Annotated in this window: 18 protein-coding genes; 14 read left to right on the top strand and 4 right to left on the bottom strand. The window is 39.9% G+C overall.

The window, feature by feature from the left end; all coding sequences use genetic code 11:
• The first annotated feature begins 11 nt into the window (after positions 1–11).
• Together RMX98_RS27855 and RMX98_RS27850 are read left to right on the top strand one after the other, a co-directional pair.
• Entirely contained in the window at positions 12–305 is a 294-nt protein-coding gene (locus RMX98_RS27855; RefSeq protein WP_322679618.1) for an NAD(P) transhydrogenase subunit alpha, read from the top strand.
• Complete coding sequence (locus RMX98_RS27850) at positions 302–1,708, top strand: NAD(P)(+) transhydrogenase (Re/Si-specific) subunit beta (RefSeq protein ID WP_322679617.1); 1,407 nt, start codon at positions 302–304, stop codon at positions 1,706–1,708. The genes RMX98_RS27855 and RMX98_RS27850 overlap by 4 nt, the downstream gene beginning before the upstream one ends.
• A 132-nt stretch (positions 1,709–1,840) precedes the next feature.
• Here the strand turns inward: RMX98_RS27850 and RMX98_RS27845 are convergent, their stop codons facing one another.
• Positions 1,841–2,473: an alpha-ketoglutarate-dependent dioxygenase AlkB family protein gene (locus RMX98_RS27845; RefSeq protein ID WP_322679616.1), complete on the bottom strand. Its 633-nt coding sequence runs from the start codon at positions 2,471–2,473 to the stop codon at positions 1,841–1,843.
• Positions 2,474–2,648: 175 nt separating this feature from the next.
• Between RMX98_RS27845 and RMX98_RS27840 the strand changes: the two genes are divergently transcribed.
• From RMX98_RS27840 to RMX98_RS27785, 12 genes are all read left to right on the top strand, one after another.
• Positions 2,649–3,488, top strand: a complete 840-nt coding sequence (locus RMX98_RS27840) for a hypothetical protein (protein WP_322679615.1) — start codon at positions 2,649–2,651, stop codon at positions 3,486–3,488.
• 749 nt (positions 3,489–4,237) lie between these two features.
• Complete coding sequence (locus RMX98_RS27835) at positions 4,238–6,949, top strand: NHLP bacteriocin export ABC transporter permease/ATPase subunit (RefSeq protein WP_322679614.1); 2,712 nt, start codon at positions 4,238–4,240, stop codon at positions 6,947–6,949.
• Between the two features lie 264 nt (positions 6,950–7,213).
• Complete coding sequence (locus tag RMX98_RS27830; RefSeq protein ID WP_322679613.1) at positions 7,214–9,046, top strand: hypothetical protein; 1,833 nt, start codon at positions 7,214–7,216, stop codon at positions 9,044–9,046.
• A 109-nt stretch (positions 9,047–9,155) separates the two neighbouring features.
• The gene (locus tag RMX98_RS27825; RefSeq protein WP_322679612.1) at positions 9,156–10,286 is read left to right on the top strand and encodes a zinc-binding alcohol dehydrogenase family protein; all 1,131 of its coding nucleotides are present in this window, start codon (positions 9,156–9,158) and stop codon (positions 10,284–10,286) included.
• Between the two features lie 15 nt (positions 10,287–10,301).
• Positions 10,302–11,735: an MBL fold metallo-hydrolase gene (locus RMX98_RS27820; RefSeq protein WP_322679611.1), complete on the top strand. Its 1,434-nt coding sequence runs from the start codon at positions 10,302–10,304 to the stop codon at positions 11,733–11,735.
• 271 nt (positions 11,736–12,006) lie between these two features.
• Positions 12,007–12,330, top strand: a complete 324-nt coding sequence (locus RMX98_RS27815; protein ID WP_322679610.1) for a Nif11-like leader peptide family natural product precursor — start codon at positions 12,007–12,009, stop codon at positions 12,328–12,330.
• Between the two features lie 48 nt (positions 12,331–12,378).
• Positions 12,379–12,723: a Nif11-like leader peptide family RiPP precursor gene (locus RMX98_RS27810; protein WP_322679609.1), complete on the top strand. Its 345-nt coding sequence runs from the start codon at positions 12,379–12,381 to the stop codon at positions 12,721–12,723.
• 65 nt (positions 12,724–12,788) lie between these two features.
• The gene (locus tag RMX98_RS27805) at positions 12,789–13,130 is read left to right on the top strand and encodes a Nif11-like leader peptide family natural product precursor (protein ID WP_322679608.1); all 342 of its coding nucleotides are present in this window, start codon (positions 12,789–12,791) and stop codon (positions 13,128–13,130) included.
• A 209-nt stretch (positions 13,131–13,339) separates the two neighbouring features.
• Positions 13,340–16,675 carry a type 2 lanthipeptide synthetase LanM family protein gene (locus RMX98_RS27800; RefSeq protein ID WP_322679607.1) on the top strand — a complete coding sequence of 1,112 codons (3,336 nt, stop codon included), beginning with the start codon at positions 13,340–13,342 and terminating at the stop codon, positions 16,673–16,675.
• A 194-nt stretch (positions 16,676–16,869) separates the two neighbouring features.
• Complete coding sequence (locus tag RMX98_RS27795) at positions 16,870–18,324, top strand: MBL fold metallo-hydrolase (protein WP_322679606.1); 1,455 nt, start codon at positions 16,870–16,872, stop codon at positions 18,322–18,324.
• Positions 18,325–18,333: 9 nt separating this feature from the next.
• Positions 18,334–19,056 carry a 2OG-Fe(II) oxygenase gene (locus RMX98_RS27790; protein ID WP_322679605.1) on the top strand — a complete coding sequence of 241 codons (723 nt, stop codon included), beginning with the start codon at positions 18,334–18,336 and terminating at the stop codon, positions 19,054–19,056.
• Positions 19,057–19,133: 77 nt separating this feature from the next.
• The gene (locus RMX98_RS27785) at positions 19,134–20,267 is read left to right on the top strand and encodes a hypothetical protein (protein ID WP_322679604.1); all 1,134 of its coding nucleotides are present in this window, start codon (positions 19,134–19,136) and stop codon (positions 20,265–20,267) included.
• A 436-nt stretch (positions 20,268–20,703) separates the two neighbouring features.
• On the opposite strand, the gene RMX98_RS27780 is transcribed toward RMX98_RS27785, so the two are convergent.
• The 3 genes from RMX98_RS27780 to RMX98_RS27770 form a co-directional block, all read right to left on the bottom strand.
• Positions 20,704–21,396 carry a hypothetical protein gene (locus tag RMX98_RS27780; protein ID WP_322679603.1) on the bottom strand — a complete coding sequence of 231 codons (693 nt, stop codon included), beginning with the start codon at positions 21,394–21,396 and terminating at the stop codon, positions 20,704–20,706.
• Between the two features lie 81 nt (positions 21,397–21,477).
• A complete protein-coding gene (locus RMX98_RS27775; RefSeq protein WP_322679602.1) occupies positions 21,478–22,635 on the bottom strand; it encodes a DUF7005 family protein in 1,158 nt (385 codons plus the stop codon).
• Between the two features lie 298 nt (positions 22,636–22,933).
• Complete coding sequence (locus tag RMX98_RS27770) at positions 22,934–25,174, bottom strand: NHLP family bacteriocin export ABC transporter peptidase/permease/ATPase subunit (protein ID WP_322679601.1); 2,241 nt, start codon at positions 25,172–25,174, stop codon at positions 22,934–22,936.
• Between the last annotated feature and the right edge of the window lie 43 nt (positions 25,175–25,217).

Below are 25,217 nucleotides of genomic sequence, written 5' to 3'. Positions count from 1 at the left end.
GATTTTTAAGCATGACAGAGGCATTACTTGCTGCTTTGTTTGTATTTGTGTTGGCATCTTTTATCGGCTTTGAAGTCATCAACAAAATCCCACCGACTCTACACACGCCCTTAATGTCAGGCTCAAACGCGATTTCGGGCATTGCGGTACTGGGAGCAATAGTTGCTGCTGGTGCGAGAGACACAAGTATATCAGTAATTCTTGGTTTGATTGCTGTGGTATTGGCAACAGTCAACGTTGTAGGTGGTTTTTTAGTAACAGACAGAATGTTGCAAATGTTCAAGAAGAAGGAGATTAAAGCGTGAGCGACTTTTTACCAACTGGCATTCAGCTGACGTACTTAGTCGCTGCATCGTTATTCATTCTGGGCTTGAAAAAGCTGGGATCGCCCGCTACAGCGAGAAACGGTAATATTGTGGCGGCTGTAGGGATGCTACTGGCGATCGTGGCGACAATGCTGGATCAAAATGTATTGAACTACGAGATGATATTGTTGGGCTTGGCGATTGGATCGGGAATTGGTGCGATCGTTGCCTACAAAGTCCAAATGACCGAAATGCCCCAAATGGTAGGTTTACTCAACGGTTTAGGCGGTGCGGCTTCAGCACTAGTAGCCGTTGCTGAATTTTGGCGATTATTAGATAGCTCTCAGCCGATACCTCTAGATGTGAACATTTCCATGCTATTGGACGTGTTAATCGGTGGTGTTACCTTCACAGGTAGTTTTTTGGCCTTTGCCAAATTGCAAGGTTTAATTAGCGGTTCCCCGATTACATTTCCCTTCCAGCAACCATTTAACCTCTTGCTTCTGGGTGCTTATCTAGTAGGTAGTGCCTATTTAATCATCACACCAGATAGCTTACCCATATTTTTGGGAGTGGTAGCTGTTTCCTTAGTGCTGGGTGTGATGTTCGTCATCCCCATTGGTGGCGGCGATATGCCGGTGGTAATTTCGCTGTTGAACTCGTTGTCAGGTGTGGCGGCTGCTGCTGCTGGGTTCGTGGTGATGAACAATATGTTAATCATCGCTGGTGCTTTGGTAGGAGCATCTGGCTTAATCCTCACCGAAATTATGTGTAAGGCGATGAACCGCTCCTTATTTAGTGTGCTGTTCAGCGCTTTTGGTACAGGTTCTAGTTCTGGTGGTGGTGCTGCTAGTGGTGGTGCGATCGATCAAACTGTCCGCAGTATCGATCCTGAAGAAGGGGCGATGATGTTGGGTTATGCCCGTTCTGTGGTAATTGTGCCTGGTTATGGTATGGCAGTTGCCCAAGCGCAACATAGCGTCCGGGAATTGTCAGATCAGTTAGAACGGATGGGCGTTGATGTCAAGTATGCCATTCACCCCGTTGCTGGTAGAATGCCGGGTCACATGAATGTGTTGCTGGCGGAGGCAAATGTGCCTTATACCCAGTTATACGACATGGATGATATTAATCCCCAGTTTGAGCAAGCAGATGTGGCTTTAATAATTGGGGCAAATGATGTGGTAAATCCGGCGGCGCGGAGTGATAAAAATAGCCCGATTTATGGTATGCCGATTTTAGAAGTAGATCGGGCGAAGCAGACGATTGTAATTAAGCGCGGGATGAGTACGGGTTTTGCCGGTGTAGATAATGAATTGTTCTACAAGGATAAAACTACGATGCTTTTTGGTAGTGCGAAGGATATGGTGGCGAAGTTGGTTTCGGAGGTGAAGCAACTTTAACGAACCGCAAAGAGCGCGAAGTAAAGAAAGAATATAGAGAGTTTTCTTGCTTTGGGAGTATGATGCTTCTGAGGCAAGTTTTTTTGTGTATTTTATCACGATTAATTTATCCTATTTTTATATAAAAAACAGTTATTTAATTTGTCTAAAAGTAAGATTTATTCTTGATTGTGTAAGTTTGTTTGTTTTAGGTATTTGATGTTGCCAAAAGTGCTGTGTAGTTCCCTTCATCATTAGTAAACTTCCATGAGTAAGTTGAATTTCGTACTTTAAATCTTTTTGTATTTTATGTCTAAATATAAAACGACGATTAGATCCGAAACTTACAGAAGCAATTACAGGGTTTTCTCCAAGTTCTAATTCATCATCACTATGCCAAGCTACGCTGTCTTTACCATCACGATATAAATTGAGTAACACACTATTGAATTTAATTTTAGATAAAGATTCAATTTTGGATTTTATATTGATTAATACAGGAGTCCATAAAAAAGGTTGCATTGTGATTTTAGAGTAAGAATAAGATTTACCCGGATCTCCATACCAAGCTGTAAGCCTTGGTAACTTAACTTGTTTACCAAAGACTATTGTAGATTCTTGATTCCAAGAAGTAGTTTCATATAATTCAACAAATAATTGGTTACTTTCGTTACCATCAAAGAAATTTTGGTAATAGATTACTTCAGCATTTTGCATAGGTAACTTTTCACTCTGATGGTTACTCTTATCATTTTCCTCTTCCCAGATCGATAATTGATTAAACATGAAATAATTTCAATATAACCTGCTATTCAAATATAGTACAAAATTACTATAAATTCTGAAAATAAACTAGGATTGCTATAAAAATTAAAACAATCTTAAGATAAGTACTGAGTATTGAATTACTCCAAAAAATATTATATGGTAGTTGTTATCACTTATAATGTTGAGTATTCTTATGAACTGTTTTCAACTTATTAAGTCTGTTCTAGATGAAGCGTATAGTCAAATACCTGGAGATGAAGTAAACAAAGATAATGATATTAAAGAAGCAATACAATATTTGCGGGAAGAATATAGAAATTTATTAACTAGAAACAATATTACTTATAGTGACCCTATTACTAGATTTGCCTATATTTATATTTATGTAACATCTCATGCTAACTTAGTCTGTACTCTTATCGAAAAAGATGATAACTTAGGCAAATTATTTAACAATTCAAAAGTCAATGTAGCTTGTATCGGAGGAGGGCCAGGAAGTGACTTTTTAGGAATATTGAAGTATCTGATGACTAATCAAAAATCACCTACAGTTAAATTCCAACTTTGTGATAAAGAGAAAACATGGGCAGATTCTTGGTATGATGTAGATGAGAAAGTAGATCCTATTTTTCGCATATCAACTTCTTATTTACCATTAGATATAACTAAGCCAGATGATTGGCAGGCACATAATAAGTATTTTCAATCAGACCTGTTTACAATGATTTATTTCATGTCTGAAGTATATACATTGCAAAGTCTAGCAAATGAATATTTTGCTAATTTATTTAGTCAAGCTAAACCTGGATCATTATTCTTATTTGTTGATAATAATAACCCCAAGTTTTACGATTGGTTTGATAAACTGTCTAAAGACAATAGTATTAGTACTATCAGCAAGAAAACTGGGACAATATCTTTACCTCCTCATGAAGAAAAAAATGACTTAGAAATATATTTTGAAAAGTTTCAAACTATTGGTAAGCCAAAAATAAGTTCTGATGTTGCGTATCGTGTTGGACGTAAAGAGTAGTAAACTAAGACGACAATTACTTAACCTCACTCATTTATCTGCATCTCTCTGGTTCGTTAAAAAAGCAATCGTCACTCACCCGCCAACGTCCGATCACCCTTTTTCTTCTTACTTTGTGCCTCTGTGGTTCGTTAAAAAAGCGATCGCCTGTTCTCTCCTTTCTCTGTGTCCTCTGCGCCTCTGTGATTCATTAAGACTAGCGTTAGCGTTCGCGTAGCGTCTCGTAGAGAAGGCATCGCTGTTTCAATGGCACGATTTAAGACTTCAACTTAGACTGCAAATTCTCTTGTTGCGATCGCAGACGTTAAATATTTTTTGGTTTAATAGCTCGAATTCAGCATATTTTGGGCTATTTTTTGACTTTTATTAATATTCAACATTTGTTGATTTTGGGTCATGCCTTAAACTGCTGTAATACTTATGTGTTAGAGATTCTGGCAGTTTTTGATCCGATTCTCTCAGTCTTTGTGAGAAATCCGGGTAAAGCAGAGCTAAGTTTCTACGTAAATTTTCGGTGGACAAGCAGGATAAGTGACTGTTACTTTCCTGGTAATACGATACACCAACTTGTAACAAACTATGTTGCTATTTAATAAGTACTGAGTAACCTTGAATGAACTTTAAGACAAGGCACTGAGAACAGTAAAGCGATGCAGCAAGTGTGCAACAACACCCAGCAAGCACCATAACTTTTATTTGAGTACTGAAACTATTAATACCACTTAATCATAGACGTGAGAGTAGACATAATGACCAATGTGCTAAATCAAACTGGCGCTTCTGAACGTATTTTGAAAGGCAACAGTTACTTGGCTCTGAATATTGCTGGTACTGTCTGGCTAGTATCATCAGGAGCAATGGCGGTGTTTGCAGTCACTACTATAGATGGTATTACTCAAGGATCACGTCGTTATTTGTTTGATGTAAATGCTGGCGAAGCCTTATTCGGTGTTTTTCCAACTCTAGAAGGACAGTCTTACGAGCTGATTGCCGTTGCTTATGAAGAAACTCATCTAGTAGCATCTAGTCTTGAAGATTGGATAGAACAGGTAAATTCTACCAATATTAATACTTTGACTCAGATTCCAGATTTGATGCAGCAGTGGAGCGATCGCCTCGTAGATGTTTTTCAGGATACTGAGATTGTTATTGATGGCATTGATAGCCACAAACTCAATACATCACCATCGTTAGTTGAGCATCTGTATCAATTGCAAGCTAACTTTATAGATTGTTTATCTGAACTCAATCAACAGGAACAGGAATTAAGAGCAACGCAGTTTCGCGATCGCCTACAACTAAACCAACAAGTTAGCGAACGCTCAATTAGTAATCTCACCTCTATTTTTCGACCCAAAGCAATAGGATCTCTGCAAGAAGGAACAGCACTATTAATGGCTGCTGGAGCAGTAGGTAGAGTTATGGGAATTGAGATCCGTCCTCCTGCGCGTTCGGAAGATCCTAAGCGTGTCAAAGACCCCTTAGCGGCCATAGCACGAGCATCTCGTATTCGGACTCGACGGGTAATTTTAAGTGATAATTGGTGGCACTCAGACAATGGGCCTTTGTTAGCTTATACCGCCGAGGGTGAAAGACCTATAGCTTTGTTGCCATTGATCACTAATGGGTACGAAATCTTTGATCCTGAACAGCGCCGCCGCATTCCTCTTAATGCAGACACAGCTAGGCTCATCTCCCCAGTGGCCTTTATGTTTTATTGCCCGTTCCCGGAACAGGCACTCAAAACATTAGATATCCTCAAGTTTGCTGTCAAGGGGAGAATAAAAGACATCATTACCCTTCTATTGATGGGTATTTTAACTTCACTACTGGGGATGCTCATTCCTCAAGCTACAGGTATCCTGATTGATAGTGCTATTCCTGATGCTAATCGGGGCTTAATGTTTCAAATTGGTCTGGGTTTGCTAACTGTGACAGCTGCTAGTACTTCATTTGAATTAATTGAAAGTATTGCCACCTCACGACTACAAACTATTGCTAATATTCAAACCCAAACAGCAGTTTGGGATCGTTTACTCAAACTGCGAGTTTCTTTCTTTCGCAAATACTCAACAGGTGATCTTCAGTCTCGCGTTTCTGCAATCAGCCAAATTCACCACATACTTAGCGGTACAGTTCTCAGAACAATTTTTAATGCTTTCTTCGCTCTCTTGAATTTGGGGTTGTTATTTTTCTATAACGCTCAGTTGGCATTAATAGCTGTAGGAGTTGCGATCGTTAACATTATTGTCACCAATGTTGCAGGTATCCTGAATCGGAAAAAAATGCAACCTTTGGAAGAAATACAAGGTGAGGTATTTGGTCTAACAGTAGAGCTAATTGGCGGAGTATCTAAGTTATACGTTGCCGGTGCTGAACAACGAGCATTTGCTTACTGGTCTAAAAGATTCAGTCGAGAACTACAGTTAATCCTCAGTAAAGAAGCTATAGAAAATGCTGTCAGTTTCTTTAATACACTTTTACCTACTGTTAGTTCAATTGTAATTTATGCTATGGTTGTCACCTTAATTGCTAAAGCTGAAGCAGAAGGAGGTAGAGGATTTTCTGCTGGTACTTTCCTCGCCTTTAATGCAGCTTTTGGTACATTTGTTTCAGGTGCAACCAGTTTGAGTAATACACTTATTCAAGTTTTGGAAGTTTCAGTATTATGGGAACGCGCCAAACCAATTTTAGAAGAACCTCCTGAAGTTGATGGTGATAAAACAGATCCAGGTCGGCTAGCTGGAAGGGTGAAGTTAGATCGGGTAAGTTTTCGCTACCGCCAAGATATTCCTCTGACATTGGATAGAGTGACTATTGAAGCAGAACCAGGAGCATTTATTGCTTTAGTTGGCCCTTCTGGTAGCGGCAAATCAACTACTGTGCGGTTGCTGTTAGGTTTCGAGCAACCAGAAGAAGGCACGATTTATTACGATGGTCAAGATGTTTCAGGTTTAGATATTTCTGCGGTGCGCCGACAGTTGGGTGTGGTTTTGCAAAATGGTCGGATAAACAGTGCATCCATATTTGAAAATATTTCCAGTGGGGCGTTAGTAACAATAGATGAAGCTTGGGAAGCGGCGCGAATGGCCGGCTTTGCTGAAGATGTGCAACAGATGCCGATGGGTATGCACACGGTAATTTCAGAAGGTGGTACAAACATTTCTGGTGGTCAGCGTCAACGGTTGTTAATTGCTCGTGCTTTGGTATTAAAACCGAAAATTTTGATTTTTGATGAGGCGACAAGTGCTTTAGATAACCGCACTCAAGCAATTGTCAGTGAAAGTTTGGAACAATTGAAGGTGACTCGTATTGTGATTGCTCACCGTCTCAGCACCATTCGCAAGGCGGACTGCATTTATGTAATTGCTGCGGGACAGGTATTACAACAGGGCAATTATGAGCAATTGATGGCGCAAGAGGGTATGTTTGCTGAACTTATGGCGCGGCAAGTAGCGTGAAGAAAGCAGAGAGCAGTATTCCTCCTGCCTCTCTTGCTAAATCAAATAGTAAAGACGGTTCGTGAAAAATCTCATGGCGATATTAAGTACTTAATAATTCGTCCAGACGCAAATTCATACTTTAAGTAAGTCGTGGTGAATATTTATCGTCAGGATAAGGCAGGAGGCAGGAGGCAGAAGGCAGAAGGAAAGAGGGTTTAAGCCTATTTCATTTTTCTTTACATAATTTGGTTTTTCTTACTCGTTCTACTTATTTAAAATCACATGTTAGTCTCAGAAATTCTTCACACCTTACCTGCTCCGTTAGAATGGATGGTTTTGTTTAACCTTTCACCCATTCGTCATTTGGTGAATGATGACACCATTAAGGCGATGTACCATTTGCCAATGGAGATCGATTTAACTGCTTACAGCCATGTGGTGTTAGCCAATTCTGGGCGATTTTTAGCATCGGCTGACCAATCTAAACTGGTGGAGGCTATTTCGGGTAAAGGTTGGTCTCGCGATCGCATTCGCCATTCTCTTTTTGATCGCTTTGCCAAGCAATTAGCATTATTTCCTGTTGACGAAGCTGATTGTATCGGATTAGGGGAATTAGATTCTTACGCTCCAGTTTTACTGCATATTAAAATCCAAGAGGGAATTGGCCAAGCTCAAGCTATCTTTGAGCGAGAACCATCTAGAGAACATTACGAATTGCTTCAGGCTGTCGGGGTCAAGTTTTTGGGAGGCGAATTTAAAGAGGATTATTATTTAGCTAAATTCCAAAATCGTCTGCCTGTTCATATCCATGCTGGAATATTGTCCCACTTTAGTCGTACTGCTCACTGCAACCTCTTTTTTCTCCAGCACGGCACTATCGATCCACCCTTAGAAAATGGTTTACTCAAGGCAGCAGAAGGTCGGATCACTTGGGCAAGAAATCTTAGTATCAAAGCTTTGACCAAGCTAGCACAAGAGGCTTGCCAGCGATCGCTAGCAATGGTTTGTCAATCACCACCCCCAAATCCACGTTTTCCCTATGGTGATTTAGTTCCCCTTGGCTTTTTGTTGAATGCTTTAAACACAGCAAGCAATCTGAATGAAACCCTTGATGCCTCAGTTGCTCAATCAACTTTAGATGCGCGTCAGGCATTGAGTCAGTTCTTACTACATCAGCGTCAAGATCATCTCTGGGCCTTTCACTCCAATCGGTTAGTTACAGCAACTGACTCTGCCTTAGTCTTGCAAGGATTCAATGATCCAGATGCTGTAGAGGCTTTAGAACGTTTTGCTGATGGCAAGGGTGGGTACTATCCTCAATTGTGGTCTCCAGATGAGCAGCACGGAAAGATGCTATTAGACCAAAGCTGTCGTCACTGGTGTCAAAGCGACTATGCTACAACTTGCATGGTTAAAGCACTCAGGCAAGAGGCGAAATTAGAAGCTAAAACTCCAACAGATTATTTAGCTGTTGGTATGGCAAATCGCAGTGGGTTATATTTTGCTAATCCTTATTTGGTAGATTGGGTTCTAGCTCGTGCTATTTGCCATGATCCATCACCCACACTTTTGCAGCAACAACTTCTATCGGAGGTTCTAGCTAGCTTAAACGAAGACTATTCCTTTGGTAAGTATGACATTGCCCTCTCCACAGCATTGGGGATTTTGATCATGGCAGCTTTAGGATTTAGAGGCCGAACAATGCGGGCAGCACAAATCCGTTTACTAGAGTTTATAGATACTGATGGGCGCTGGCCTGTAACCATTCCTTTCTATTCCAGCCTGCGTCTAGATCCTGATATTTCTACCAAAGACTTGCTTGAGTTATCGATGATTAATGCCTTTGCCCCAAAAACCTTGATTCAGCAGCAGCGACAGGTTAGAAGTATTCAAAATCAGTACCACGGTATTTCTCTTTATTGGGATGTCCATCGTTGTATTTCCACATCTCTGGCATTTCTAGCTTTATCAGAACCCTGTTCCCCTACTCAACAGGATTTACCTAATAAACAGCAAGATGTTCACCCTCGTTATCGTTGCGATAACCACTGTGAATACATCGCTAAGTTTGCTCTTCCTCCTTACTTAACTACGGAGGCGTTGGTAAGCGTTTAAGATACACAGGCGATCGCATAGTAGGTTGTAGATCGTAGGCGATGGGCTACGCCCCACCTTCGGTGAACGCATCCATACTCTATAGTTTGTAATTTTCCGACCTCAACTTATGAAAAATGTATCTATTTGTGGCAGTAAACTCCAATACTCAATGCCTTTCCCTAACATTGTTCAGGCAATGGAAATTGAAGGAGTTAATGTATTTTGTGGGCTAATTCATACTGAAGATCCTGAATTTGATGGCAATGCACCAGAAAATATTTGGAAAGTTCTTGTTAAAAAACGGGCTTTTTCCTGTAACTATCGGGACAAAAATCTGATTCTCAAAACAGCCGTTAATGCTCCAGAAGATCGCTTTTATACAGTAGGGTCTGATTTTGTTGGGGAAGTCGTGGCGATCGGTGCAGAGGTTAGTGAATTTAAAGTAGGCGATCGCGTGATTGGAAATAATAGTTATCCTGATTCAGGTGTAGCTGGTTTGTTACCTGGCGTTCCGACTAATAATGCTTCAAAAGAGTATCAAAGCTTTCATCAAGCTAAACTCTTGAAAATTCCCCCTGAGATGTCAGACGAATCAGCAGCAGCTTTTGGTATTGGTGGACAAACTGCATACAGTATGATCCGGAAATTGGAGATTAAACCAGGCGCAAATATCTTGGTGACAGCAGCTAAATCTAATACCTCTTTATTTGTGATCAATGCCCTGAAACAGCATAATGTTAACCTTTATGCCACATCCACATCTGGGCGCTTTGAACAAGAACTGAAAGAGATGGGAGTAAAACAGTTAATTCAGGTAAATCAAGAGGATGATGATTGGCTTACATCGAAAGAGATGCGAAAGGTTTATCACGAAATAGGTGGCTTTAACTATATTGTTGACCCTTTTTTCGATCTACACATTGGCAAGATTATATCCCTATTTGTTCCACGTACTGGAGGTAAGTATATTACCTGTGGATTCTATGACCAATACTCTAATTTTACAGGTAAAAACTTTCAATATTATGGATTGCCATTCAACCAGATATTAGTAACCATGATGGTGAATAATATCCATCTCATCGGGAATTGTGTAGGAACAACGGAAGATTTGCAACAAGCAATTAAAGACTGTGCCAGTGGTCAATTTTCTGTAGTAGTTGATTCTGTATTTAAAGGTAATAAAATTAAAGACTTTTTTGACCGAACTTACAACGCCAAAGACAGATTTGGCAAAGTTATTTATCGCTATAACTAAACTGGGGAAAGAGCAATGCAAATTGACATGATTGGCCATGCCACTCTTTTCATCGAAACACAAGATTGCAAAATTCTCATGGACCCTATTCTGTGGGACCCGTTTTGTGAAGGGCTAAATGAATCCTGTCCCAAGCGGGAGGTCATGGCTGAAAAATTATCTAACTTTGACTTTTTGGTGATTTCTCACCAGCATCTCGATCATTTTGATATCCGTTCTCTGGCTTATTTGCCCAAAACAGTTGATGTTTTGATTCCACGAGATAAACTCATCGAAGATTGTTTACGTCAGCTAGGATATTCTCATATTTATCCATTGGCTGAGTTTACAAAAGTCCGATCGGGATCAACTACCCTGATGACAACTCGTTCAGAGGTGCGAGTCCCTGAATTTGGTATGGTCTTTGCAGATGATTCTGGGGTCTTCTGGAATACGGTCGATACATATTTTGCTCCTGAAACCATTCAAACAGTCCGGGCATCTTTTCCAGAAATTGATTTTCTGCTGACAACTTGGCACATCAGTATGGAAGGAAAATTTCAATATAACCAGAGTATTTCCTTTCCATTTGAATTATATGGTTATCTGTTTAATTTAATTAGTTTAATTCAGCCGAAAGCTATTGCTCCCGGCGCTCAAGGATTCAAATATATTGGTCAATCTGCTTGGCAAAATCAAGTTGTCTTTCCTGTAAGTCGCGAGCGATTTTGTCATGATCTCAAAACAGCTTTTCCCGAACTTACAGAAAATATATTTCAAATCGACCCAGGCGATATATTAACGTTTAATCGCGGTGAATATCATTACATGAGGGGTAAATCTGACTATGCTCAAATGGTAATAGATAATCGTGAATCTCTAGATTTTACTCCGGTCATGCTTGGAAATACACTAATTGATTCCAATCCTGAAAACTATAGTCTAGAAGATATGAGACAACTGATCGAAGATAAAATTTGTCTAGATTTACCTCAATTCATTATCGATAACCTAAATTCCCTATTTACAGAACATTGCCAATGGCAGATCATTTATCAATTAGAAATTATTTTTCCAGATGGTGCTAAAACATGGAATATTGATTTCTCAGAAGAAAGTATTCAGGTAAAACAGGGACGTAATCCATTAGCTAATTGGTTTTCTTATATCACAGCATCAACCTTCTCTAGTTTGATTTACAAGAAACGCGATTGGGACTACTTGATTTGTAGTGGAGACTATAGAACGTTTCACAAAATCTATTCCATAAGTAAGGAGGAAATTAATTCTGCGGAAACAACAACCATCGTCGATCCTATCCAACTTCAGTTTCCTTCTGATTATATTGCTAATAATAATGTTTATCAGGAACTAGCTAAATGTGTTTCATCCAGTCAGAATATATCTCAATTTGAAGATGAGGCTTCCATGATGTGTTTAGGTAATCTTTGGATTAAGCGCAAAAAATAGAAACAAAAAATGAACAAGTTATAAAATAAGCAACTGACAGTAGCAAGTGTTTCAGTCTTAGCGTAACTTTCTGTACTTTTACTAATTTCATTCCTATTTGAGATAGTGGGTTTGTGGGATTAGTACCAATAAATTCTTCAGTCATGGAAACTTCTGATCTTATTAAGTAATTACACTGATTTATTTTTTATATATGCAGTATAAAATAAAGTTATTGTTACAGAGAAAGAAAATTTTGTTGTAACAATAACGAAAGAAGGTTTGGGAATTTATGTCCAATACAGTTCAAGATTTTCTCACCAAGGTTGAAGAAGATCAAGCTCTGCAAACCCAATTGGCTCAGGCTTTGGAATCAGACAACGATCGCGAAGCTGTCACAGCACTAGCTAAGTCTAAAGGCTATGAGTTTTCATCAGACGAACTTTGGGCTGAGATTCAGAAGCGTCAAGCAGAATTTAGCTCTACAGAAGCAGCTGGCGAGCTGTCAGATGCAGAACTGGAAGCGGTGGCTGGTGGTATTAATGCTCAAGCTGTGCTTACTAGTGGCATAGTTAATTTCACTACCATGCCCATAATCAAGTGCGGAAAGTGGTAATTACTCTTTCAGATCATCATTACTAACACTAAGGAGAATTTGAAGTTTATGTCTATTACAGTTCAGGAATTTCTTAACAAGATTGCAGAAGATCAATCTCTCCAAAGCGAATTGGCTCAGGCTTTGGAATCAGACAACGATCGCGAAGCTGTCACAGCTTTAGCTAAGTCTAAGGGCTATGAGTTCTCATCAGATGAACTTTGGGCTGAGATTCAAAAGCGTCAAGCAGAATTCAGCGCTAAAGAAACAGCTGGAGAACTCTCGGATGCAGAACTCGAACAAGTGGCAGGAGGCTTAACACCCACCACAGTTGCTATTGCTAGTGCTGCGGCTACTATATTCAGCGCTAGTTATGCCGTTGGTGGCGGTCTTGGCGCCAAAATTAAGTGGTAATCATTGCTCTTGTAATCAGCCTCTCATCATCAATATTCCATCAAAATTAAGGAGAATTTGAGTTTATGTCTAATCCAAAAGTTGAGGAATTTTTAAATACGATCGCAGACGATCCATCTCTTCAAGGGGAAGTAGCTGCGGCTTTGGAATCGGACAATGATCGTGAAGCGGTGACTGCACTAGCTAAGTCTAGAGGGTATGAGTTTTCATCAGATGAACTTTGGGCTGAGATTCAAAAACGTCAAGCAGAATTCAGTCATAAGGAAGAAGTTGGAGAACTTTCTGATGAAGAATTAGAAGCAGTAGCTGGTGGTGTTACACCGACAGTTATCATTACTGGTATTACAGTTGCAGCTGGTGTGGGCGGACTTACTACGGGTATCGGTGTTTCTAAAATCAAGTGGTAAGAGATAAAACTGTCCGATGAAATCTATTAGATTTGCTGCGGAATAGGCTTCAAAAATCTCTGAAATTCAACCAATTAAAGCATTTCAGCGATGTTAAATTATCGTCGGAGCCTAGATCAAACTAGTGTTTCGGCGATATTTCCTTGTTTTTACCCAACGCTATCTATTAATGTTGATTTTTCTTTGTTGTTTATTCTCCTGCAATCCCTATGCTTTTGGCTCATCCATTAACTGATATTCTTAAAGCGATCGCTATCAAAGCCAGTTCATTGTCAGAGTGTTTAAATACTTTGTCTGCTCATGATTTTAGTGACAATGATTTGACTGAAGATGATCCACTAGAGATCGAAATGAGACTGGAATTTTGGTGTCAGGTTGTTGCCAAAGGAGATTGGAAAAAGTTCCAACAACGCTTGGAATGGGATGGATTAAGCAATAAAATAGTTCGTCTCCTTGTGAGTAAATCGGCTCACATCGAGCCAGTTATCTTACCTGCCTGGATAGACACCTTAGAAGAAGTTATTGAGACGGTAAAAAATTTTCAGTGCGAACCTTTAGGGAAAGCTCAACCCCCATTAAACCCTGAACGTTCTATTGCATTTGAAGATTTTTATATTCCCTGTTTACAAGTTGCTAAAAATCGGCTTAAAGATAGACTTAAAGAGCAGTTTTATAATTACGACAGTATTTTAACAACTAAAGCTCAAACCATTCTGGAACGTAAATTACTAGAATCTTTTCTCCATATTTTTGCTCCTACTTTAATGCGCGAGTTTGGAGAATTTCGGACATCAGGGAATGCCTTACGAGATTTTCTTACCATTTCAGTTCAAGGCTCTTCTAAACACGATAAATATCAGACTTTTCTCCACACTCATTTACAAGATGGATTTCTCTCATTATTTGAGAAATACAGCGTTCTAGGGCGTTTAGTAGCAACCACTATTGATTTTTGGATTGAGTCTACTTCTGAACTGCTCAACCGACTTGTAAGTGATTGGTTAGCAATTCAACAGCATTTTTCCCCAAATCAGCCCTTAAATAAAGTTGTAGATATTGCACTAGGACTTTCAGATAATCATAAGCGGGGCCGCACAGTAGCTATCCTCACCTTTGATACAGGATTGAAACTGGTTTACAAACCCAAAGGTATTGGATTGGAGGTCGCCTTTGGCAATCTATTAAAATGGTGTAATCAACATGGAATTGACCTAGCCTTAAAATTTCCTGAAGTATTGAATTACTCGACCCACGGTTGGGCGGAATATATTGAGTCTTTATCCTGTAACACAGAGGATGAAATTCGCCGATTTTATCAGAGGTCAGGAATGTTAATGTGCCTGATTCATGCTCTTAAAGGGAAGGATTGCCACTACGAAAACCTAATTGCCAGTGGTGAATATCCAGTTTTGATCGATATGGAAACCTTACTACATCCAGAAATCAAAACTTCAGAATCAATTCAAATAGATCCCTCTCCACAAATTACTCAAAAACTGGCAGACTCAGTATTAAGTACTGCCCTGTTACCGATGAAGGAAATATTAGTTGCCAACAATTTCCTGTCAATTGATATGAGTGGTTTGGGGAAACTAGAAGAACAAACTGTACCTAGTCTCATCTGGAAGGACATCAACACTGATGGTATGACAATGGACTATGAGGCAATCAGTTTTATTCCTAAAGCCAATGTACCAACTCTGAATGGAGTTCCTGTAGCACCAAAACAGTTTATTGATGAAATTGTCACTGGATTTGAGCAGATGTATCGCTGGCTGATGCTGCATCAAGAACAACTCCTTTCTAAAGACAGTCCTTTGATACAATTTGCCGATCAAGAGTGTCGTCTGTTGTTTCGCAATACTAGAATCTATGATGCGATTTTGGCTAACTCATGCCAACCAGATTTGATGGAAGTCGGTATTGCTCGCAGTGTCGGATTAGACGTATTGAGCCGAGGGTTTTTGACAACCTCAAATAAACCTGACTTTTGGCCAATCTTAGAGGCAGAAAAGCAGGATATGGAACAACTCGACATTCCAATGCTGATGGCCAATACTTCTAGTTTGCACCTTAATCTGGGTAATGGAACTATTATTCCTGATCTATTTGAAAAATCCAGCTTTGAGCAAGTTCTCTTCCGTATTCAATCTTTGGATGAGACAGACTTAATCTTTCAAAGCCAAGTAATTTATCTTTCTCTTTGCTCACGATTTCTAGAAGAACCTTGGCCTAATCAGTCCAATTCACCAAGTTCTCCAACTTCAATATCCATAACTTCCCCTCATTCTGTTACTACCGCAGCAGATGGCATAACATCAAATGTTTTGTTAGATGAAGCTATTAACATTGCTCGAATATTGCAGCAGCAAGCAATTACAATATCTGACAATAGTATGGCTTGGCTTGGTATGGGATATAAACATAGTAGCCAGAGCTTTTATATTCAAGGTGTTGGATTAAACCTCTATGACGGTTGTGTAGGGGTTAGCTTGTTTCTGGCAGCCTTAGCTCAGGTTACTGGTGATTCAGAATGGCGCGATTTGGCTTTAAAAAGCCTACATCCGCTACGTCATGTGCTACAAGAGCTAACGGCTAATACAAATCACAAATTCGTTAGCCAGTTAGGAATTGGCGGTGGTGAAGGGCTGGGATCGTTAATCTATGGACTTGTCCGCATTAGTCAGTTACTTGACGAACCTTCGTTATTAGAAGAAACTAATCAAGTTACAACCCTAATTACCCCAGAACTGATTACGGCTGATCCGATATTTGATGTGGTGGGAGGAACTGCTGGTACAATTCTTGGACTTTTAACCTTGTTTGAAAGTGAAGAGAATGTGACGCATTCTCCAATATTGGAAAAGGCGATCGCCTGCGGACAACATTTACTTAACCATCAAACAGGGTCTGAAGATAGACCAAGAGCCTGGAAAACTTGGCGCGATCGCCAACTAACAGGGTTCTCTCAAGGCGCTGCTGGCATTGCTTATGCTCTGTTGAGACTATTTGCCGTCACTCAAGATTCTCGGTGGCTAGAGGCTGCAACAGAAGCGATCGCCTACGAACAAACGATGTTCTCTACCGATGCCCAAAACTGGATGGATTTGCGATCAAAGCCAGCTAAGTTTCAGGTGAATTGGGCAAATGGAGCGCCTGGTATCGCATTGGCAAGGTTGGGGAGTCTATCGGTTTTAGATACAGACGCGATTCGTCAAGAAATTGCGATCGCTTTGGAAACAACCCAAAGGTCTATGGTTTGGGGTATTGATTCTCTGAACTGGGGCAATTTTGGTCGAATTGAAACGTTGTTAGTCGCCGCTCAAACTCTAAACTGCCCCAATTTGCTGACTGCTGCTCATAAAGCTACAGCTGTTGTGCTGGAAAATGCCCGGAATCAGGGTAAATTTAGCCTGTTTACTCACGGTTCCGATTCTTATAAAGTGATGAATCCCGGATTCTTCCACGGCTTGTCTGGCATCGGCTACGAAGTTTTGAGACTAGCCTATCCAAACAAACTACCATCCGTTTTACTTTGGCAATAAGTCAGCCAATTTGAGTTGCTTGTCATTCTCCCGATAATGATACTGCACAAACTTCTTACTCCCTTTCCCCTGCGAGATTGTAATCATTTCTCTGACTCTGAGTTCTCTGCACCTCTGCGGTTAGTTAAAAAAATAGTTATTCTTTTAGCGGATAGAGAGTAAAACTAATTTTCATAACAAATAAAGGTATTTAGATGGAACAGGTTATTTCTTTTACTAAAGGATCGCAACTTCGAGCTTTAACCGCCATTGAATATTGTGGCTATACTATTCAACCCTTTATTCAAGAGATATTGGATCAGTTTGTTAAATCTGACGATCTAAAAATGTCTATTGTTCAGGCATCTGAAAATTACCCGAAAATAGCTGAAATCTTTTTTGACATTGACCCAAACAATATCGTTGAAAGTTTTTCCCTCAAAGCACCTTTTCTATTTCCTGAGCAAAATTCAGTTCTATCCTTATCCTTTAATAACACGCGACTATCTTCGTTTCTGTCAACCGATTGGACAGAGATGATCAAAAATCAGTCAATTTTACCAGAAATTCATCAGTTACTTTATCTGTGCGCTCAAGCAAAATTTTCCTATAACCAGATTTGTCAACAGGTAAGTGATGATATGGTAATCCTGCTGGATAAGCTAATTAAGTCGTGGGTTGTTAAAGAACAACCGCAACCGCCTATAGGGGTTCCCGTAGAAACACCGGGAGTTTTTCGATTACAACATGCAGCATTACTTTATCGCACAAAGACAACCGGGATACTTGTCGATCCACAGTTACACTCCAACTATGGTCTACCGAATCTCAAGCAAGACATTAATCGTGCCATGCTAGAGGGATTTGTCGATGCTATTCTAATTTCCCACAGTCACTACGACCATTGGAACTTCCCTACACTGATGCAGTTTGCACCAGAAATCCCAATTATCGTTCCGAAAGTGCCTCTTGCTTCGATTACCTGCGAAGATATGAAAGCCCGTCTCGAAGGACTAGGATTTCAGAATGTAATAGCAGTAGATTGGTATGCCGAGCCTATTGTCATCGGGGATATTGAGATTAATGTCTTGCCCTTTTATGGAGAGCAACCTTTAGTTCCAGAGTACAACGAACCTAAACATCCATATCTACGAAACTGGGGCAATACTTATTTACTACGTACACCCTACTACTCCTCTTGGTTTTTGATTGACGCTGGTAACGATCCAATGGGATCGATGAGGGATGTTGCAGGGTATGTCAAACAAAAATTTGGTGGGGTTGATCAAGTATTAAGCAATTTCCTATCCCTATCGTACAACTCAATTGGAACTGATCTTTCTGGTTGGGGAGCAGATATCCTTGGTAACTTACTCAGCAACCCACAGATTTTTTCCGTTACTAATAAAAAGGAAGGATTTCACCTAGCTACTTTAGGGGCTAAAGGTGTTGCGGAAATCTGCGCGATTGTCGGTGCAAAAGCTTGCTTACCCTATGCTCATAGCTGGGCAGAGCTAGGACAATACAGTAGAAGTGATGAATCTCTGATTAAAGATGCGATCGCTGAACTTGAAAAATTAGGTTGCTCAACTCAAGTGATTCCTTGGAAAATTGGTGATGGATATATTATTAACGGCACTCCAGGATTAAGCAACAGAATTTTGTATTAGTGAAATCTCATGGTTAAACCTATACCCCAAGTAAACCAGTCATCCTTACAGTCAAATCTGCCAATGACCTTTAAAGAGTCATTGATAGAACTGATGCAACCGGTACAAACTCCTGCCACTCGTTGTTATGCTAGGAAGCTCAATGTTTTCCCGTTGGAATATCTGGACGAGCTAAAATCTGCTATTGTGTCATCTCCATATTTGGCTGCTAGTCAACTGAGCGATCGCTTCACCAGTACCAAAGGCTTTTCAGTAGTCTTTAAAAGGTCTGGTATTTCTGAGGTTGTTAGACAATTTCCCTATTTTCAACCCTACTTACAGGTGGCATTAAAGTCTTCCTGTAATGCTTTTTATCTCAACTCTCTAGTTATGGAAAGTGGCGGTCGCGTGGAAACTCATGTTGATTGTAGTCTTTCCTCCTATGGGAAAGTGTGGACGATCCCAAATCTAGTAAGTGTTCTTTATGTCCAGGTTCCAGAAGACTTACAAGGCGGAGAGCTAGTTTTAGAAAAAGACGATTGCCAACTCGCTCAAATTTCTCCTCAATTCAACACCCTGCTCTATTTCATTGGTAACTTGCTTCATTCAGTCAATCCAGTTCAGAGTTCACAACCACGTATCAGTTTAATTTGTGAGCAGTACACTTTAGACCCAGAACGGTTACAATCAATTGCCGAATTTGAGATTTTCTCAGGGGCAATGGTGAAGAATTATGTAAAAGAGAAACCCTAAAGGTTTTCTATCTCCAAGTATCTGAATCATTACCCATTGTTGTATTGTCTGTAATCCACTCATCCTATTTCAGAATCATGATCTGTACTCAGGAGCATTCGCTAACTGAATATTTAACCTTAGTGAAACCCTACGTATCCTCTCAACTGATTGATACAGAAAGCTGGTTTCATATTGAGGCGATCGCTAATTTATTACCTAGTCAACTTACCAATTTTTTTGGCTTTGAATGTCGATTGGGAGCCGAAGCCGCAAAAGCTGATTTTTTGCTTTGTATCGGTGCAGCAGAAGTAGGTCAAAAGATATTAACGAGCGAATCCGCTCTTTCAGATAGTCTGTTAAAACAACCTGTATGGCAGCAAATTCGTAACTTTACAACCTGTTGGCAGAATCAGACCTCGCCTCTCCACTCCAATGTCGATAACATCTGGTTAGAGTTTGATGTTGATGGCCACTTAGATCAGGCTCCAATACCAAGCTGCTTTTTTGGTTCCCAGACCATTCATGCGGCATCCTCTACTATTCCTTATCCGCATACATGGGTGACTCAAACCGCAATTCAATTATTGCGCGGTCATTCCCTCTCATCTGCTGTTGAGAAACAACTTTTTAGATGCTTGGAAGCATTACCAACTGGTGTCTATGTGTTTCAGGTTGGTCTGATGTTAGCTCGTCAGTCAGATATGGTAAGAATCTGCTTACGCGGTATTTCACCAGGAAAAATTATAGACTACCTCAGTCAGATAGGTTGGTCAGGATCAACTGATGCTCTCAAAACTCTGTTACAGGAACTATCAACCTACGTAGAACGAATTGATCTCGACTTGGATGTTGGTGAAGCTGGGGTAGCGGCCAAAATTGGTCTAGAGTGCTATTTGACTCTACAGCCAAAATACGAGCCTCGGTGGATGTCTTTCCTGGATTATTTGGTCAAAGTCGGGCTGTGCCTGCCTCAGAAACGAGATGCACTCTTGACATACCCTGGATATGTGCGCGAAAAAAACCATCGAAATCAATGGCCATCTCACTTGTTAAAGCTTTCTCAGTTCTTGGGGCAGAATCATGAAAACGTCTTTATGAGGGGATTGCATCACATCAAAATAGTCTATCAATCCGAGAGAGCAATTGAAGCGAAAGGCTATTGTTGGGTAACGCATTCCTTACTCAGTAAACAGAGTAATTATTCTACCCATCAGGAAGTTAGTCTTTAACTCGACAACTTTTTCATATCAGACGAACATCATCGATTGCAACAAATCAGGGTTGCTCTTTACCGCTAAAAACCAATGTGACGCTTCTATCTCTCAAGACTTACGCACACTCTACGATTCTTGGCGTTCTTCTTTAACGATACGCTGCGCGTTGGCGGAGCCTCTCGCAAAGAAGGCGTCTTGGCGGTTCAATAAATTAAGCTTTTTGGCGATTTTTGCGTAAGTCCTATCTCTAAATGTTTTTTTAATAAATTATATTATTCTGAGAGAGGATGAATATAGCAATCCTAAATGATTCGTGATAAACAAGATACCCGACTTCTTTAAAGAAACCGGGTATCTGCGGATTGCAATTCTCAGAAATCAAATAGGATTACTATATAAACAGATTAGCATTTACTATAAAAACTGAAGTTGATATTATAAGCTGTGCTGATTAACTTTGACGTTTTTGACTCCGCTCTAAATACATTACAGCCAGTGGAACATAGACAATAACTGCGACTAATGTAGCCACAACCCATTCAACGATATATGATTTTGCTGATGGAATTATCCCAAGTATAATAGCACTGAATATTCCCCCCACTATACCTTGTCCTATTTCCAAAGTAAAAAATAAAACTACCACAGTCCAAAATTTTTGTTTGACTAAATTCCAACTTGTTTGAAAAGCGGCAACTACACCTAACTTTTCTACAACCAAGGACTGAGCCACAAACTGACTGTAGAAAAAGAACCCAATTCCTGGTACAAGTAATAATCCAAGACCAATAAGAGTACCAATATACCAAAGTACTCCCACGATCAAAACAAGTGGTAAAGTTTTAATAACCTCCAAATAAGCGACTAAACCTGAATTAGCTTGTGCCTGACCACGACTGATCAAGTAAGCGACAGCAGCTTTGCCAGGCGGAGTCAAAACGCTAACCAAAAAAAATCCTAAAAAAACTCTACCATTAGAAGCTAAAAAACCCAAAAAATCAAGAGTTTGATTTTTTAGCAACTCTTGTGCAAACAAAACAATACCCTCAGTAATAAAAGTAATAGTTAGCAATGAAAACCAGTATTTTTTAATTGCTAAAAATGATTTTTGAAAAACAATACTTAATTCAGATATAATAAGCATGATTAAAGAATAAGTTATTTTTTCTCATATCTTGTGAAAAGATAGAATATAGCTGTGATATCAATCTTAAAAATCAAGTTATTATATGGTGTGGCTCTGCCAAACTTCCTCCAAAATCGTCCCTTTTTCTACTGCTAAATCTTCTAAAGTACAAGAAGTTAATATCATTATTAGTCGTGCTTGATTTTCAACAGTTTTTAATTCTTCAATATGACTAATATTGAATTCCTCCAAATTCTCCGCAGCTTGTTTTAGTAAAACTTGCAAGATCCTAAACGCCCCACTTGATAAAGGTGGGTTTCCGCAGTAATTTTCTAACCTTCCACCTTGACGATAATTGGGGAACGCTTCTAAACCAACAAACCGCAAAAACCAATCTGCGCGATAAAGTTTATCATTAGCAGCAATAATACCTTGATAGTCCGCAATTAATTCATCAAGCATATTATTTCGCATTGAACCAAAAACCCGTTTAGTAAAATAGTGGCAGCATTCATGTTCTAAACGAATTGTCAAACATAAACGCAACCATTCTGCTTCATCTAGTCCTAGTTCTGCGGCACAAACGGCGCTATAATTGCCTTGACTGAGAATGATAAAAAAGTCTTGGTAAAGATGCTTTTGAGGTATCAAGCGTTGAAATTCGGCTTTCCACTTTGTTTCCGTTACAGGTTGTTCTTGCTGGGTTTCCCATTCTTGTCGATAGTGACTAATACGTTCCCAATTATTGAAACCACCAACAGCAGTTGCTCCCATTGAGTCAGGAATACTGACGGGTTCATTACGTTTAGTCAATGCCTGTACCAAGGCGATAAAATCTGCTCTACATCCAGCAATTAAAATAGGAATTTCCCCTGCTAAAGTAGGATGGATGATTAATTCCAGTGATTCTGGTTTTTCTAATTCTAAACCAGTTGCCTCTGGCATCCCATCGGCAGAATTTCCCTTACGAGTAGTAGCACGATAGTTTTCAGTTTCACTAATTCCAGCACGAATAGGAAATTGCAATTGTACTAATGCAGAACGCAAAGCGGTGAATGTACCCACATCTTTTGCCTGTGCATGATAGCGTTTCCAGGCTATGATATGGGGTTCTGATGCTAAAGGAAAGGTGCTATTAAGGGGTAGATTTGTAGAATTAAAATTATTTTGGTTGTAAGCTAAAAGTTCTGTAATTTCTTCTGGCGTTGCTCCCAATTCAGATAAAAATTGAGAGCGATGATTAAGTAGAATAGGCATAGTTGTGATAGTTAACTGTTAATGTTAAGTTAATGGTTATTGGTGTAGATAATTGGTCTTTCAAGATACGATTTATCGCTTTTATATCTGACGGTGCTTTGGGCTTATCTGAACTGTATTGCCCTATATTGGAGATTTTATTTATTAGTTATATAGCAATCCTAAATCATTCGTGAAAATCTCTCTTTAATCTCTCTGCCTTCTCTGCATCACTGCGGCAAGGCGCTCTGGATCTATATAAAAAATTATTTTTCACAAATCAGATAGAATTGCTATATGCAGATATAATTACTCAAAATTACTCTGCCTGAATCAACCTTGCATAATAACCGTCTGTATTCTTCATCTCCTCGTGAGTACCACGTTGTGCCACCTTCCCTCGTTCCAACACAATAATTTCATCACAGTCGCGAATAGTACTAAGACGGTGGGCGACAATAATACAAGTGGAACCCCGTCGGCGGATATTCCTATCAATAATCTTTTCAGTCTCCGTATCCAAGGCGCTAGTCGCTTCATCCATCACTAAAATGGCTGGGTTATTTACCAAAGCACGGGCAATTTCTAGACGCTGGCGCTGTCCCCCGCTTAAATTTGCTGCACTCTCGAGCAATTTTCCATCCAGTCCTCCAGGCATAGCCATGACAACATCTAAAATCGCAGCATCTTGGCAGGCTTGAATTAATTGAGTATTGGTAATAGTTTCATCCCAAAGAGTTAAATTATCCCGTACTGTACCGCCAAACAAGAAAATTTCCTGTTCAACTATGGCTAGAGAATTAGTTATAACTGGACGAGGAATGTTTTGTTTGAGAATACCATCAAAAAGTATTTCTCCGTCCCAAGGTTGGTAGAGTCCAGTAATCAGTTTGGAAAGAGTGGATTTACCCGAACCACTACCACCAACAAAAGCTACCCTTTGTCCTGGTTTGAGAGTACAACTAAAGTTTTGAATTAAAGGTTCATCAACTCGACTATAACCGAAGGTAATATTCCGTAACTCTATGTGGCCTTGCAAGCGATAGGGAATACTTGGCGCAGCGTGTTGAGTTGGTAATTTATCATTTTCTGTTTGTACTTGCAATGCTGGGTTGATGGGATTGGATAGTACATCATCCAACCTATTTAAATCTCCATCTAGTTCCTGAATTTTATTTCCCAAGCCAACCAAGGTCTTAACTGGTTCTTGGAATTTCTCCATCAAAGTTTGAAAAGCTACTAACATCCCGATGGTGAGGTGTCCATCAATCACTCGCAACCCGCCAATCACTAGCAGCAACATGGAAGTCAAAGAAGTCAACAGAGGCGGTACTAGTCCTACTAGTCGGTCAGTTTGGCCCAATTCCTGCTCGGCATTGGTGGCTTTCGCATAATATCCAGCCCAACGACTAAAAAAATCAGACTCTAAAGCAGCAGACTTGATAGTTTCAATACTCTGTAATGCACCGATTTCCACCCCGGCAATCTTACCGTAATCTTGAGTTAGGCGCATATTAGTATCAATTCGACGACGGGCAACCCAACCTAGCACCGCAACGTTGATAATCACGGCAACAATACCAATCAAAGTTAGTACCCAATCATACGCTAGCATTACTATGCCATAGAAGATAAGCATCACCGCATCTATGGAGGTTCTCGCTAATTCCCCAGATAGAACTTCAGCTACTTTCGTGTTGAGCCTAACACGATTACTAATTTCCCCAGCAAATCGTTGAGCATAGAAACCTACAGGCAAACGCAGAATATGCCATAAGAATTGACCAGTCATACCGATAGATAGCTTAAGCTGCAAATATCTCAGCTTTCTCAGTTGCAAGAAAGTCAGCACTGCTTGCAGTATGACTACAACCCCCATACCCAACAAAAGGGGTTTCAACCAATCTGTCCGATTTTGCATCAGGATATCATCAACAAATACTTGGTTGAAAGCAGCTAATGTTAATTGGGGAATTACGAGCAAAAAGCCAGCGAGAATACAGAACAACAATTCATCAAAGGATTTTTGTAACCGTGTCAGTAAGGCTCTGATGATACTGGGTTTGTGACCACCTTTTTTAAACTCTGGCCCTGGCTCCATAATTAGAACCACGCCAGTATATGCTTCGTCAAATTCCTGAATTGTGACACTGCGTGGGCCTGTGGCTGGGTCATTCAACCAAACCCTGTCTCCGATAAAACCCTCAACCACTAGAAAGTGATTAAAATTCCAAAAAATGATGTACGGTGGCTTAAATTCTTTTAGTTGAGTGAGTTCTTTTTTAAACCCTTTTGCCTGCATCCCATAATTACGAGCTGCTTTCAAAATGTTTGAGGCTTTAGAACCATCCCGGGAAACACCACAGCTAGTACGCAATTCTGCTAGAGGTAAAATTAGATGATAGTGACGTAAGATAATTCCCAAAGCTGCTGCACCGCATTCCACTGCTTCCATTTGTAAAAGCGTTGGCGTTTTTACACGGATATTTCGCACTCTTGATGGTTCGGAACTAGATTCTTTTGAATCAGGTTTTTTGACAACTTTTTCAAGTAATTGCATTGTTGTTAATTAAATAGCTTGTTTTCATATTGAATTTTCTAGA

This window comes from Nostoc sp. DedQUE02 (assembly GCF_034531035.1).
Classification (GTDB): Bacteria; Cyanobacteriota; Cyanobacteriia; order Cyanobacteriales; family Nostocaceae; genus Nostoc.
The sequence above is the reverse complement of the archived record's forward strand: the minus strand, read 5'-3'. Positions and strand labels throughout refer to the sequence as shown.